At 45.8% G+C, this 14991-nt stretch carries 10 protein-coding genes and 4 pseudogenes; 6 read left to right on the top strand and 8 right to left on the bottom strand.

Annotation, left to right across the window (positions count from 1 at the left end):
• Nucleotides 1-20: 20 nt before the first annotated feature.
• Nucleotides 21-645, bottom strand: a pseudogene (locus AAYN39_RS07135) (transposase); the annotation flags it as partial.
• A 320-nt stretch (nt 646-965) separates the two neighbouring features.
• Here AAYN39_RS07135 and AAYN39_RS07130 point away from each other — a divergent pair.
• The 3 genes and pseudogenes from AAYN39_RS07130 to AAYN39_RS07120 all read left to right on the top strand — a co-directional run bounded on the left by AAYN39_RS07130 (nt 966) and on the right by AAYN39_RS07120 (nt 3517).
• Nucleotides 966-1355, top strand: a complete 390-nt coding sequence (locus tag AAYN39_RS07130; RefSeq protein ID WP_001682026.1) for a GtrA family protein — start codon at nt 966-968, stop codon at nt 1353-1355.
• Nucleotides 1324-1542, top strand: a pseudogene (locus AAYN39_RS07125) (glycosyltransferase); the annotation flags it as partial. The gene AAYN39_RS07130 and the pseudogene AAYN39_RS07125, both read left to right, overlap by 32 nt.
• Before the next feature lie 52 nt (nt 1543-1594).
• Entirely contained in the window at nt 1595-3517 is a 1923-nt protein-coding gene (locus tag AAYN39_RS07120; RefSeq protein ID WP_000400611.1) for an acyltransferase family protein, read from the top strand.
• A 170-nt stretch (nt 3518-3687) separates the two neighbouring features.
• Here AAYN39_RS07120 and AAYN39_RS07115 read toward each other — a convergent pair.
• From AAYN39_RS07115 to pgtC, 6 genes and pseudogenes are all read right to left on the bottom strand, one after another.
• Nucleotides 3688-4134 (bottom strand): annotated as a pseudogene (locus AAYN39_RS07115) (transposase); the annotation flags it as partial.
• Between the two features lie 372 nt (nt 4135-4506).
• Nucleotides 4507-4803: pseudogene (locus AAYN39_RS07110) on the bottom strand (tail spike protein).
• 194 nt (nt 4804-4997) lie between these two features.
• Nucleotides 4998-5936 carry an omptin family outer membrane protease PgtE gene (gene pgtE / locus AAYN39_RS07105; RefSeq protein ID WP_000716015.1) on the bottom strand — a complete coding sequence of 313 codons (939 nt, stop codon included), beginning with the start codon at nt 5934-5936 and terminating at the stop codon, nt 4998-5000.
• Between the two features lie 267 nt (nt 5937-6203).
• Nucleotides 6204-7451, bottom strand: coding sequence for a two-component system response regulator PgtA (gene pgtA / locus AAYN39_RS07100; RefSeq protein WP_000930841.1), 1248 nt, complete (start codon nt 7449-7451; stop codon nt 6204-6206).
• A complete protein-coding gene (pgtB, locus tag AAYN39_RS07095) occupies nt 7441-9447 on the bottom strand; it encodes a two-component system sensor histidine kinase PgtB (RefSeq protein ID WP_000678500.1) in 2007 nt (668 codons plus the stop codon). The genes pgtA and pgtB overlap by 11 nt, the downstream gene beginning before the upstream one ends.
• Nucleotides 9444-10637, bottom strand: coding sequence for a phosphoglycerate transport regulator PgtC (gene pgtC / locus AAYN39_RS07090; protein ID WP_000467983.1), 1194 nt, complete (start codon nt 10635-10637; stop codon nt 9444-9446). The genes pgtB and pgtC overlap by 4 nt, the downstream gene beginning before the upstream one ends.
• Before the next feature lie 435 nt (nt 10638-11072).
• Here pgtC and pgtP point away from each other — a divergent pair, with 435 nt between their 5' ends.
• Nucleotides 11073-12464 carry a phosphoglycerate transporter PgtP gene (pgtP, locus tag AAYN39_RS07085; protein WP_000955756.1) on the top strand — a complete coding sequence of 464 codons (1392 nt, stop codon included), beginning with the start codon at nt 11073-11075 and terminating at the stop codon, nt 12462-12464.
• 238 nt (nt 12465-12702) lie between these two features.
• Here pgtP and AAYN39_RS07080 read toward each other — a convergent pair whose 3' ends face one another.
• Nucleotides 12703-12945, bottom strand: coding sequence for a YfdY family protein (locus AAYN39_RS07080; RefSeq protein WP_000639889.1), 243 nt, complete (start codon nt 12943-12945; stop codon nt 12703-12705).
• A 520-nt stretch (nt 12946-13465) separates the two neighbouring features.
• On the opposite strand from AAYN39_RS07080, the gene lpxP reads away from it, so the two are divergent.
• Nucleotides 13466-14386 (top strand): kdo(2)-lipid IV(A) palmitoleoyltransferase, encoded by a 921-nt coding sequence (gene lpxP, locus AAYN39_RS07075; protein ID WP_000484431.1) that lies wholly within the window; start codon nt 13466-13468, stop codon nt 14384-14386.
• 402 nt (nt 14387-14788) lie between these two features.
• On the top strand, nt 14789-14860 hold the full coding sequence (ypdK, locus tag AAYN39_RS07070) for a membrane protein YpdK (protein WP_010723117.1): 72 nt from the start codon (nt 14789-14791) through the stop codon (nt 14858-14860).
• Nucleotides 14861-14991 lie beyond the last annotated feature (131 nt).

Raw genomic sequence — 14991 nt, 5'->3', positions numbered from 1 at the left:
AGTCCCCTCTCGCTGTTAGAACTTAACCAAAAGTTAGCACCTTCACTTTCCGACAGATATAGGCCCAGAACTTCTTTTTTGCCTTCTAGATTCAGTGCCAGAACGGTATAAACCGCCTTGCTCTGATAACGGCCATCCTCACGGTTTTTATAATGAATAGCGTCCAGCCAGACGACGGGATAAACCTTCTCCAGCGGGCTCTGTTGCCACTGTTTTAGTTCAGGGATGACTTTATCGGTACTGCACTGACGGTGGCGGTTGAAACGCTGAAGGCATAAAGATCTTCACTCTCCCGGCCGATGTCCTGATAACTCATCTCCAGCGCAAACAGTCGAATGATATTGCGCTCGATCTCGTCGTACAGGGGGTCTGAAGCTTCTTCACCAATTATGGCTCAAAAGTGCCGTTACGATTGCGCGGAGTTGCCAGTTCAAAACTGCCTGTTGGGGCTTTAATGGCTTTTTGCCGGAACCATTTTTACGGTTTGCCTCAACATCCTGAGCCAGATGGGAATCAAGTTCAGCAGACAGGGTAGAGTCGGTTAAATACTTGATTAATGGCGTTAAGATGCCATCTTTGCCCGTTAATGCCTGGCCGGACCTGAAGGGCTTTAAGTGCTTTGTCGAAATCGAAGGGATGGGACATGTGCCATTCTTTTTTATTTTATGTTACTAAAATTATACAGAATTTTTAACGCTCCCCCTCTCCCCAGCACTTCCACCCTTTCAAGTACCTCTCTCTGAAAAAACATGCAAAGCCTTGTAAGACGATGTAAAGCTTTACATGTCCCGTTTTTATTCCAAGACGCTTGGCAATCAGCAATACCAATTGATCGATAACATAGATCAATATATTAAAACTCAATAGCTTAAAACTATTAAAAATACAATTATTGATCGCTTATATCGATCAAACCAATTTGTAGTGCTACACTCCAGACCTTTCTGAATCGGCTAATTTTCATAATGTTGAAGTTATTCGCTAAGTACACATCGATCGGTGTTCTTAACACGCTCATTCATTGGGGAGTATTTGCTTTCTGTATGTATGGGATGCATACGCATCAGGCGCTGACGAACTTTTCCGATTTTGTTATCGCTGTATCGTTCAGCTTCTATGCTAATGCGCGCTTCACCTTTAATGCCAGCACTACTGCAATTCTCTACATGATGTATATGGGATTCATGGGAACACTGAGCGCTGTTGTTGGATGGATGGCTGACCAATGTTCTTTGCCACCATTGGTTACCCTCATCACTTTCTCGGCAATTAGCCTGGTATGCGGCTTTATCTATTCCAGATTCATTATCTTCAGGGATAAAAATGAAAATCTCTCTTGTCGTCCTGGTTTTTAACGAAGAAGACACGATACCGATTTTCTATAGAACGGTACATGAGTTTAATGAACTTGAAAAATATAAAGTTGAGATTATTTTTATTAATGACGGAAGTAAAGATGTGACGGAGTCAATAATTAAAATAATAGCCGTATCTGATCCACTCGTCATTCCGTTTTCGTTTACACGAAACTTCGGGAATGATGCAAGATGCACAACCATTTTATTAATCTTTTTTTAAATTGAGGTAATTTAAGTTGGAACACTTAAAATACAGACCTGATATAGATGGATTACGCGCAATAGCGGTTTTATCTGTGGTAATATTCCATTATTTCCCATCATTATTGCCGGGTGGGTTTGTTGGAGTAGATATATTCTTTGTGATATCTGGATACCTTATAACATCAATAATATTAAAATCTGCATCAAACAAATCATTTTCATACCTTGATTTCTATAAAAGGAGAGTGCTTAGAATATTTCCAGCATTATCCATAGTTCTTGTATCATGTCTTATTGTTGGTTGGATTTATTTATTCCAGGATGATTACAAATTACTTGGTAAGCATGTTTTTAGTGGCTCATTCTTTATATCAAACTTTACTCTTTGGAGTGAGTCTGGCTATTTTGATTCAAAATCATACCTTAAACCTTTACTACATTTGTGGTCGCTGGGAATTGAAGAGCAATTTTATATAATATGGCCAGTAGTTATATTGCTATGCTTTAGAAGCAAAAACCATAACAGAAACATAGTATTATCATGCGCAACTATATTTATAATTAGCTATGCGATTAGCATTTTTACAATGGCATCTGATGGCGGAGCTAATTACTACTCTCCCGCATCAAGATTTTGGGAGTTAATGGCTGGAGCGATTATATCCACATTGAGATTTATAGGAATAAACACTTCGTTATCAAAATTAATGTCCCTGTTAGGAATTATACTAATCGCATTATCAATAACCATGATAGATGAAAAGATGTCATTTCCTGGATATATAGCAATAATCCCAATACTTGGCGCCTCTCTTATAATAGCATCTAATGGTAATGATTTAGTTGTGTCGAAATTGCTTAGTGTTAGGCCTGTTGTTTTCTTTGGTCTTATTAGCTATCCTCTTTATTTGTGGCATTGGCCTATTTATTCATTCTATCGTTCAATATTTGCTGGCTCACCAGACTACCATGAATTAACTCTTCTTTTATTATTATCGTTCTTTTTGGCGATATTAACTTATTATTTAATTGAAAAACCACTGAGAAATTCCAGAAGTAAATATATCACAGCAATATTATTAGCATTATCTGTATTTGGGACGGGTTTAATTGGCGCATTTATTTTTCATATAAATGGAGTTAAAGACAGGGAAATCAATAAATCAGCAAGTGAATATGCTTCTGTTACTGACGTGTACAATTATTATAAATATGGAGAACTACTCCGTGGAGGGATATGTCACTCAGTACAACTTACTGCTGCCATATCCAATGGATGTATAAAAAATGGCAAGCATAATATATTTATCATTGGTGATTCTTATGCGGCGGCTCTTTTCAATGGGCTTTCTCATTATATAGATAATAAAGGTTCTGATTATATAATAAGCCAAATGACAGATGGTAATGCTCCTCCTCTATTTGTTGACGGTAAAGATGATTTACAGAGAAGTGTCATCACTCTAAACAATAATAGAATTAATGAAATTAAACGTGTTCAGCCTGAGGTGGTTCTGCTGACATGGTCAGTTCGAGGAACAAATGGAGTACATGATAAAAAGTTAGCAATTGATGCGTTATCATTAACCATTAAAAAAATTAAAGAGGCATCCCCTGACTCAAGGATTGTTTTCATTGGACCAGTCCCGGAATGGAATGCAAATTTAGTTAAAATAATATCTAACTACCTGAGTGAGTTTAAAAAAACTCCACCATTGTATATGACATATGGATTAAATAGTGAAATAAGCGAGTGGGACTCTTACTTTAGTAACAATGTTCCAAAAATGGGAATTGAATATATATCAGCATACAAAGCATTATGTAACGAAAGTGGATGTCTTACAAGAGTTGGTAATGGTCCTGATTTTATCACTGCCGTTGATTGGGGACATTTAACAAAGCCTGGTTCTGATTTCCTTTTTAATAAAATTGGAAATAAAATAATCAAATAGATAGGCTGTTACTATTACATATAAATCCAATATGGAACATGCCAGTCATACTGTGTAACTGCCACTATATTAACGGTGATCGCTCAGGCGGTCACCGAACTCGATAATAAAGCGAATCATTGCCAGCGACCAGTCCTGGATCGGCATACTCCATTTTTTGACGCCCCTTTGACCAACTCTTTTACTGCGGCGGTGATCTTAAGTATCAGCATGGGCGACACATCAGCGTCGTACATCTCTTTGAAGGTGGCGATGATTTCGCGGGTAGTCATGTCATGCCTTTGGCATAAAGGGATAAATCTGACTTTCCATCTCGTAATACGCGTCTGATGCTCCTTAATCAGCTACAGTTCAAAGGTATTTTCACGGCCACGCAGCATGTTCAGCACTATCTCGCCGCCATCATACAGCACCGTTTTTAATGAGTAGCCATTGTGGGAGTTTGAGCTCGTTTTAGGAGCATTTTTCTCATGCCCGAGATGGTCAGCCAGCTCAGCATTGAGCGCCGTTTCGACGGTTAATTTCGTCAGCATATGGAAAAACTGACTGAGGTCGGCTTCAGTTTTAAGACCTTTAGCCAGTTCAGCCGCAAGAGCTGTGAGTTTCTTTTCGTCCATAATTGCCTTTCTCCTTTGCTGGAGTGAATATATAATAATCAGATAATTACATAATTTTTAATTACAATCTCCCAATACTTATATTATACCCCCATATTCATTACACGTTCAAAGTGTTGTTAACGTTAATCTAACTAATTATCCATTAGGTATTTCCCCTAAAGACCTTAACGAAGCCGAATTATTTTTGCATGTGACACAAAACATGAGTAATCTTTTATAAATTTATCTGACACGATATTAGGACTAATGACATCTCAGCTACCATACAATCTTTATAGTTAACTGTTGAGGATGCGGGGTCTGACAGATTACCAGATGGTGTTTGTTTTATGTCAATGAGTCTCAAACCATTAATAATGCAACCACTTTCTACAAACAATTAGTTAGTGTTAAAGTTTTAGTATCGATTACAGAAATATATGTGAATGTCTTCCCATATGTGTACCATAGACCACCAGACCCTGCGCAATCTTGCATAAGAATGTTCGATACATAACTTCCCCAGCCATCCATACCAAGACCAACACTCTATGAACCAATGGCAACGAGACCATCGACTAAATGATTTGTTGGTAGTTGGTGTACCGGATATTCTGATAGCGAATAGTCGCCTGGTCTATCTTTTTCATTTCCGATATCTGCCCAAAGGTTGAAGCAGTCCCACAAAGAGTATATGGAAAGTAACTTTCTGAATTGAAGTTTATAACATCTGGATGAGGTCCCCCTCTACTGTTCCTTGCCACGTCTTAACGCCAAACTCGCCAGATCTATATGAGGTAAACACAATATCACCGGGCATGCCACACGTTCAGCAAAAAGTCGTCATCGGCCGGTTATGACCGATGACATCCCGATGTGGTCTAGAAGCGGTACTGCAACCCCGCGGTAACCGTATAGTTATTATTAGCTATACCTGCGGCATCGCCACCAAAATACGCCGTATTACCGCTGGTTTTATCTATGATTTGCGTACCGCCCTTACCTTCTTCATATTTACTGTAAGCGAACTCAGCAAAGATTTTTGCATTACTGGTAATATAATATCCGGCGTCAATAGACGCGCCATAATATCGTGAATTTTCCGTTTTTTCACGGAAGGTAAGTTTTCGCATGTAGTGTTCGTCATTATCATGCGCATTTACCCAGTCGCTGTATTTAAACAGTACATTACACTCAAAGTCATTAATACGATAATCACCCGCCAGCCCGATATAGGGCATTTCGAAACGCTGGCTATAACCTATACCGCGCACGCCATGAGGAAAGTTACCAATATATCGACCATTATCATAAATATAAGACCCGCCTCTTGCCGTCCAGCTAAAACGAGTTTCCTGATAGCCCGCTGTTACGCCCGCCTTGTAGTTATCTCCCTGCAATAACCAACCTTTCACGTTCAAATCGTATTCATTAGCATAGTTGGCGCTGGTGTCCGGATGAATTGAACGATCGGTCCAGCCTGGCTGCTCACTGCTCATCCAGTCATGGTCAACCATATGACCCGATCCCGACGCCAAAGACGTCCAGCCGCGGGCGTCCAGCGTCATGAACGAATAGGGTTCCCATGATAAATCCCCCTGCAACGTGGCGACATTTTTTATTTTCCAGTCCAGTTGACTCAGCTTCCGTCCGGTGTCGGTATCATAAACCAGCTCCCTGGATTTACCGTTTAACACCCCCACAGAAAGGGATGTCGTGACGCTCTCAGGAGAGACGTCCGGAATAAATAAGGTAGACTCCGCATAAACCGACTCAGAAAATACGGCGATCATCATTACTGCAATAGCATGTTTTTTCATTTCTCTTGTCCTCATATTCAGATGTAATCTGGAGAGGTGATGAAGTTTTCATCTTGTCAAATCGTCGGACAAGAGTACATTTATTACGCCAGAGAACTTGACGCATTTTTACCTTATATTGAAGTTAAGAAATAGAATTTGATGCTCAGGTGAATAATAAGCAATCTATAATCATAATGGAATGATTTACCATTACGGTAATGCGACGTTATCTGGCTAACGACATCGTTGCTGTTGTTGTCAGCCAGATTGAAAGTAACTGTAATATCAGAATTTATAATGCTCTTTACTTAGACCATATTTTTTCATGCGCAGATAAAGTTTTTTACGGGGAATTTGCAAGTACTCCGCCACTTCATTAATTCGTCCCTGATGAATATTTAATGCTTCGGTAATAATTTGTCGCTCATACTCTTCAACGCGCCGGTCAAGCGGGGTCGGCTCCTGCAGAAGCAACTGCGGGTTGACCGTTTCCGCCAGCGGCAGCACGCCGACAGCAAAAAGCTCCGCCGCATTGGCCAGTTCGCGCACATTGCTTGGCCAGGCGCGTCGCATTATTCCTTTCAGTAATTCCCCCGCTATTTCCGGCACTGGATGATTGAGTCGCAGGCAGGCTTTTCGAAGATAATGGCGAAATAACGGCTCGATATCATCCGGTCGCTGAGAAAGAGACTGGCAGGCGATTTGGGTCATGGCGAAACAGTAGTAAAGCTCGGCCGCTATCTGGTTAGCTGCCGCCTGCTCCACCAGCGAAGCGCTGCCAACGCCCACCAAACGAAAAGGCCGATGCTCCAGGCTTTGTAAACGCGCCAGATGGTGCTGCTGTTCGCGTGTCAGATATTCGGGATAACTCAACACCAGCGTGCCTCCTTGCGCCTGGTCGATGAATGTCTCCAACTGCCCGGCATTCTCCGGCGTGAGTTCATAGCGAACAAACGGCCCTTTCGCGTTACGCCCCAGCTGATGGAGATAACGGGCGCCAGTCATACGTCCTGTGTCATGCTCACCGTAAAACCATACGGCAATGTCCGTTTCCGCCAGTTGTTGTAACCGTTGTCGAAACTGATTCATCCACTCGCTGCGCCCAATCAGGTCAACCTGTAACGTCTGCTGGCAATATTGCCGCCGTGCAATAACCGACCGGCGCTGGCGTAGCGCGTCTTCAATTAATATCAACAGTTTGCCCGGATCGACGGGTTTTTGCAGAAAATCCCAGGCGCCCTTTTTCACCGCATCAACCGCCATCGGTACATCGCCATGTCCGGTAATCAATAAGATTGGCAGTTGATCGTCATCCTGATGAAACAGCGTCATAAGATCGATACCGGAACACCCCGGCATACACACATCGCTCAAAACGATCCCCTCCCAATCCGCTTTTACCCACTCTTTGGCCTCGAAAGGATGGGTAAAGCCACGCACGCGGTAGCCTGCCTGCTCAAGCATTTGGGTATAGGCGTCAAGTACATCAACGTCATCATCAATCAGCAAAATAGAACATTCATCATTCAACATCATCGACATCCGTTACCGAGAATTGCAGCACCACGCAAGCATTACGCGTCAGCGTCGACGCCAGACGCAGGTCGCCCTTCATTTGCGCCATCAGCGACACGCTAATCGACAGCCCAATACCCAACCCGACAGCTTTACTGGTGGTAAACGGCTTGAGTAAAGAGGGCAACAGCGCCCCAGGCCAGCCAGGGCCGTTATCTGCAATATAAACCTCCAGCGCCTCTCCCTGCGTCTGCCATGTCACCGCGATCGCCGCATCATGCGAACAGGCGTCAAGCGCATTCGCCAGCACATTCACCAGAACCTGCTGAATACGCACTTCATCGCCGCTAACCCATACGGTGTCGGTTGGCAGTGAAAGCGCTCCCTGCCGGGATTGGTGGCGCATGGCTAATAACTCCCATGCCGCCACGAAGGTTTGGCGCAGATCAACGGGATACAATGGCGTTTCCAGCTCCGCCCGACGGGTAAACTGCCGCAGCGAACGGATAATGGCGTCAATCCGGTTAATGAGCCCTTCCGCTTTGGTGAGCGTATTTCTCGCCTGTCCGCTCTGACCTTGTTCAATCGCGCGTCCCGCCGTAAATAAATACATTGAAAGCGCATTCAGCGGCTGGTTAATTTCATGCGCCAGCGTGGTCATGGTCTGGCCGACTACCGCCAGTTTCGCCGTCTGAATCAACTCATCCTGCATGGCGCGCAGGTCGGCTTCTATCTCTTTGCGCTCGGCGACCTCTTGTTCAAGCTGCCTGCGTTGCATATTGAGCTGGCCCAGCGTATGACGTAGCAAGCGGGCTATCCGTCCTAGCTCATCGCGCCCGTAAACCGGGATAGTCGAGTCGGTTCTCCCCAGCCCTATCTGTACCACAGCCTGATTAAGCGCGGTAAAACGCTTCACCAGTCGGGAACGGATAAAATAGTGGTTGAGTCCCCAGGCCAGTAGCAACGCCAGGAGCGTCGTCACTAAAATAAGCCCGCCGCTAACGCGAACAATCTGTTCCAGGCGTTGATTGAACGTCTGCATTTGCTGGTGACTACTACCTAACTGCGCCTCAAGCAGCGTGCGAAAGCGCCCTAGCGTAGCCTCTCTGGCGCGGCTGGCGTCCAGTAAGGCTTTTTGCGCCGCAACATAATCGCGCATGGTATCGGGCATCTTATTTTTTACCATCCCGATTTCCAATAGTTCGTCGATGGTTTGCCGCAGCGTGATCGTACTGGGCCAGTCATCGAGCGCACGAATATTCTCATCCGCCGTTTTTTTTAGGTTTTCCAGATAGCGAATATGGGTCTCCACCAGCATCCCGTCATTATTGCCGGACTTGAGCTCATTCAATCTGTCGCGCAGGTCATCAACAATCTGATTTTCAATTCGCGCCAGGGTATATACCTGCTGCTGCTCGTTCTGCACCTCGCGCGAACGTTGCAAGTACTGAGCCGCGTCGCCCTGATTCGCCTCAATTTGATCGAGCAGCGTCCCTTGCTGCCAGGTAAAATCCTGTACCAGCGAATTTAGCTCCGTGGTGAAATCATCATGGAGCCAGTCGATGCGAGCGGAAAGCTCACTAACTTTCTCCCGCACCAAAAACATGTTGTAGAGGGCGTTGTCCAGCTCCGCCAGCAAGGTCCGGCTATCCTGTAAAATGACGGCCAGTTGCCGGCGCTCAGCAAGCTGAAGCCCCTGACTGAGACGCTCAATCTTATCCAGATGCTGAATAATCTGCGTACGTAACTGCAAACGTACCGTCGTGTTCGGCGCCAGCAAAAATTCATTGAGTTGATCCACGGCCAGATTCAGGTTCCCCTCAATTAAAAAAGCGGAGTGGATGCGAGGAAAATATTCATCAAGCGAATAGCGAACCTGCGAACTTTGCTCATGCCAGGAATAAAGGCTGACCATACTGACAATCAGCGTCAGTAATGCGCCCGTTAAAAATGCACCCCGTAAACTGTTGCTGATACTGAGCTGACGAAGCCGTTGCAATAATCTCCCCTTCATTTCAGCTCTTCCAGTTTGTGAATCGCCAGCCGCTGATTGTTCAGAAACCAGATCTGCCACTCCATCATTTTTTGTTCGGCAAAGCTTTTATTATCAAACTGCGCCAGCCAGGTTTCATCTTCGCTGCTTGCCGCATCCACCGGGACGCTGGTCAATAAGGCTCTGATTTCAGGTAAGGGGCGTTTAAGCCGCGTTTCTGCGCTGTGCAACGCTCGCCATGCATCTTTAAGCTGCGCAAGACGAAAACTGATCGCGGTATCAAACATGCGTTGTACCAGTTGCTGACGCTTCAGGATCAGACGATAGTTCAACGGCGGCTGGGCCATCAAACGCTGTTGTTGCGCGGCGCGAGGATTATCGGCGCTAAGCGGTGCGACGGGATACTTACCGGTATTCGCGTCAGCCAGTATCCTTTGCCCTTTCGGACTTAATAAGTAATGAATAAAAGCACGCGCTTCGTCTGCATGACGGCTGTTTTTCAACACCGCGACGTAAGTGGGCGACACCGCAGAATACGGAAAATAGGTAAAAGCAAGATTAGGATCGTTGAGTAGCAAATTAGCATAGTTATCAATGACCGGCCCGGCAACGCCAAGCCCGCTTTTGATTTTATCCGCTACGCCGAAACTGCGAGAGGAAATCGTGACCAAATTACCCGAGATTGCCAGCAGCGTCGCCCACCCTGCCGTCCAGCCTTTTTGCTGCAACAGCGACTCCACCATCAAATGATTGGTGTCTGAGCGTGACGGACTGCTCATTAATAGAGCGCCCTGGTAACTGGGCAGGCCCATATCCTGCCAGTCGGCAGGCGGCGGAAGATGGCGCGCAGCGAGCGCTGAACGGTTGATCAATAGCCCAAATCCGGATACCGCTACCGCCACTGAAGTTGAGCGGATAGAACGCGGCACCAGCTTCTGGCTGGCGGCAGGCGCGCTATCCAATAGCGCCAGCTTTTGGTGCTCCTGAAGGTGTTGCAACAGCATGGGGGATGACGTCAGGATCAGATCGACATTTTCCGCATTCGCCGTATCAAGTAATTGCTCTAAAGAACCGCTGGTACGGTTGAGCGTACGAATCATGACGGAACCCGGCTCCGTCTGCCAGCGCTGGATAATCCAGGCGGTCGCGCTGGGTGAAAAGGTCGTTGCCATCACCAGCTCGCGGCTGTACGCCTGGCAAGAACCGAACATCGCCGCCAGCCATAGCGTAAAAGCGCCCACTCTGGCGAAACAACCACAGTATGAGAAAAGTCGATTTGTGATCCCGTTCATAAATATCGATATCACATAAAGAAAATATTGAGACAAAACTTACCCTTTTATTTCTGTTGGCATCCAGAACAACGTTATTTGAATAATAACGGGTCCGTCGCCCGAAAACATCAATAAAGCGTATCAGATCACTGGCAGCAAATTTGTTAATATCCGCACATGCTAACGATAAAACGGCCATGCCAATAATTAAAGTTTCACCACACCCTTCAGGATGGGTCAAAAATAACCTTTAAATTCACCCAATTGAGTCAATTTTGACACATTTCCTCGACTTGAATTTTATTGTCACTCCTTTCACTCTACCGACAAAACCTCCTGATGTTCATCTCACTATAAAATACAGGTGACTCCATGTTAACAATATTAAAAACAGGGCGATCGGCGCATAAAGTCCCACCGGAAAAAGTCCAGGCTACGTATGGTCGATATCGTATACAGGCATTGTTAAGCGTATTTCTGGGATATCTCGCTTACTATATAGTCAGAAACAACTTCACATTATCGACGCCTTATTTAAAAGAGCAATTGGATCTCAGCGCTACGCAAATCGGCCTGCTGAGTAGCTGTATGCTTATTGCTTACGGAATCAGTAAAGGCGTAATGAGCAGTCTGGCGGATAAAGCCAGCCCAAAAGTCTTCATGGCGTGCGGTCTGGTACTCTGCGTGATTGTTAACGTTGGGCTGGGATTCAGTAGCGCATTCTGGATATTTGCCGCTCTGGTGGTCTTCAATGGCCTTTTTCAGGGCATGGGCGTCGGCCCCTCGTTTATTACTATTGCAAACTGGTTCCCTCGTCGGGAACGCGGACGCGTAGGCGCCTTCTGGAATATCTCGCATAACGTTGGCGGCGGGATCGTCGCGCCTATCGTCGGTGCGGCTTTTGCGATATTGGGCAGCGAACACTGGCAAAGCGCCAGTTATATCGTTCCGGCCTGCGTCGCCGTCATTTTTGCCTTAATTGTTCTGGTCTTGGGAAAAGGTTCGCCGCGCGAAGAAGGTCTTCCCTCCCTGGAACAGATGATGCCGGAAGAAAAAGTCATACTGAAAACGAAGAATACGGCAAAAGCGCCGGAAAATATGAGCGCATGGCAAATCTTCTGTACTTATGTGCTGCGCAATAAAAATGCCTGGTATATTTCGCTGGTCGATGTCTTCGTCTATATGGTGCGGTTTGGCATGATTAGCTGGTTGCCTATCTATCTGTTGACAGTAAAACACTTTTCAAAAGAACAGATGAGCGTCGCGTTTCTCTTTTTCGAGTGGGCGGCAATTCCCTCTACGCTACTGGCAGGCTGGCTGTCAGATAAACTGTTTAAGGGCCGCAGAATGCCGTTAGCCATGATTTGCATGGCGCTGATTTTTGTCTGTCTGATCGGATACTGGAAAAGTGAATCTTTGCTGATGGTAACGATTTTCGCCGCCATTGTAGGTTGTCTGATTTACGTCCCGCAATTCCTCGCGTCCGTACAGACAATGGAGATAGTCCCCAGCTTTGCCGTAGGTTCCGCCGTCGGTTTACGTGGGTTCATGAGCTATATTTTCGGCGCCTCGTTGGGCACCAGCCTGTTTGGCGTCATGGTGGATAAACTGGGCTGGTACGGCGGATTTTATCTTCTGATGGGCGGCATCGTGTGCTGCATTCTATTCTGTTACCTCTCCCATCGCGGCGCGCTGGAACTGGAACGCCAGCGCCAGAATGCGTTACATAATCAGGACTCACTGCAGCTTGCGGACGCGCAATAAACGATTAGCCTTCCCGGGGAACAGAAGCGCCGACATTGTCGGCGCTATCTATTCGCTGACATCGTGTATACCAAAAATAATTCGAGTTGCTTAAAAGCGGCAAGGGAGTGAGTCCCCGGGAGCATAGATAACGATGTGACTGGGGTGAGCGACGTCCCGTCAGGGCGAGGCCCATGAATGGGCCGAGTAATCCATAGCCAACACATAAGCCACTTGAAGTATGAAAGGTATGTACTGACTAACGCTTACCGTATCCCACCATAAAGCGAATAATTAACCCACATGCCGGTGCGAGAAAAAGCAATAATCCGCTAACGATGTCATCGCCATCCTGCAGCCATACATTGAGTAAATAAATCAGCGCGGCAAGGATAACCATTCCCGTAAAAGAAGAAACCGCAGAAAAAGCCCCCATCACCTGACCGATATAGCCACTCACGGCAAGTATACTTATTGCAAGAAATGTCCATAAATAGATCATCTATAATACCTCCTGTCTATGGCAAGGCTTCCATATAGCCTTACGGTCCCTCTCACTTCTCCTTTAAGATAAACCTTATCAGCACGTCATTTCCATAACATTTATCTCACATTTTATTTTCTAATCATTTTTCAATAACCTTCGTCTGAAATAAAATTATCACTGTAAAAACAATGCATTAAAAATAATGATTAGCTTATTTTTGCTACGGGAGAAATATTTACGCTTCTTGATAAAGAATTTCTGGGCGCGAGTAAATAACTGGTGGTACATTAGCCTGCCTGGCGTTCATGCCCTCGTGGTTTAGTACTGACTTAGTTTTACACTCCTTACGGGAACCATTGTCGTACATGATGGCCTAACTATACGCAAATCATTCAAGTTACCCTGATGAGCTTACTCAAGTAAGTGCTTCGGATAAGCGAACGCAACTTGAAGGATGATGCGTATTTCAGAGTGTACCGCTGCGGATAATGACTCTTCTGCGATACATTATTTTCGTATCTACAGAAGGTATTTTATGTTTCCTCAAAGCAAATTTTCACGCGCGTTTTTGCACCCGCGCTACTGGCTGACGTGGTTTGGCGTTGGCGTCCTCTGGTTACTGGTGCAGCTTCCCTACCCGGTTTTGCGTTTTCTGGGCACCCGCACCGGTAAGCTGGCGCGCCCCTTCCTGAAGCGACGTGAGTCGATCGCTCAGAAAAACATTGAACTCTGTTTTCCGACCCTCTCCCGGGAAGAAAGGGAAAAACTGATCGCCGAGAATTTCCACTCTCTTGGCATGGCGCTGCTTGAAACGGGCATGGCCTGGTTCTGGCCTGATAGCCGGGTTCGCAAATGGTTTGATGTGGACGGGCTGGACAACCTTACCCGTGCGCAGGCGCAAAATCGCGGCGTAATGGTCGTTGGCGTGCATTTTATGTCGCTGGAATTGGGAGGCCGGGTAATGGGTCTCTGCCAGCCGATGATGGCGACCTATCGTCCGCATAACAATCCGCTCATGGAGTGGGTGCAGACGCGCGGTCGTATGCGCTCAAATAAAGCGATGATCGGCAGAAACAATCTGCGCGGCATTGTGGGCGCGCTAAAAAAAGGGGAAGCCGTTTGGTTTGCTCCCGACCAGGACTACGGTCCTAAAGGCAGCTCCTTTGCGCCATTTTTCGCGGTTGAAAACGTCGCCACCACCAACGGTACCTATGTACTGTCCAGGCTGTCTGGCGCCGCCATGCTGACCGTTACAATGGTAAGGAAATCCGATAACTCGGGTTATCGTCTGTATATTACCCCTGAAATGGAAGGTTACCCGGCAGATGAAAATCAAGCCGCTGCCTATATGAATAAAATTATTGAGAAAGAGATCATGCGCGCCCCGGAGCAATATCTCTGGATTCATCGCCGTTTCAAGACTCGCCCGTTGGGGGAAGCGTCACTCTACATCTGAAAAAGGCCGCAAGGCCTTTTATTTTGTCATTTCGCATTGCCATAATATTCACATCGTAAATTACTCATTCCTGCTTTTAGCGATAAGTCTCCTGTTTACAGGCGTTTTTTTACTGTGTCGGCGGCGTCGCTCAATAGCGATTCATCACTGTCAGAAATTAAACTGTCGCCGATTCACGACACTTGTAAGTTACTAAAAATAAATAAGAAAATGCCTCTTGTTTCACCTCATTTTTAGGCGTACATTAGCGCCGTCTGGAGCGATGACGCGCAGAATTCTGAGGTGATGCAGGCGGTCGAAACACGAATAATTCTCAATTTCGTATTATCCGGCATCAACTCTCTATAATCAGGTAAGTGTAAGTTCATTTAGGCGTACGACAGGTACGCGGAGAGATGAAACGTGAAATATTTCTTTATGGGCATTTCATTTATGGTCATCGTTTGGGCCGGTACTTTCGCCCTGATGATTTAAAAGTACAATGCAAATAAATATCCTCCGGCATAGCCGGAGGTTTTTCTGATGCGCCTGTAAGGCTCTCTTACCAGCCGCGCCCTAACAGGCGCATACGATCTGACATTTGCATCAAACTTCGTTACTTACGG

Origin of the sequence: Salmonella sp. K21076 (assembly GCF_039650795.1) — a bacterium.
GTDB classification, from domain to species: Bacteria; Pseudomonadota; Gammaproteobacteria; order Enterobacterales; family Enterobacteriaceae; genus Salmonella; species Salmonella enterica.
Note: the sequence above shows the minus strand (reverse complement) of the source record. Positions and strands in the feature narration are given on the sequence as shown.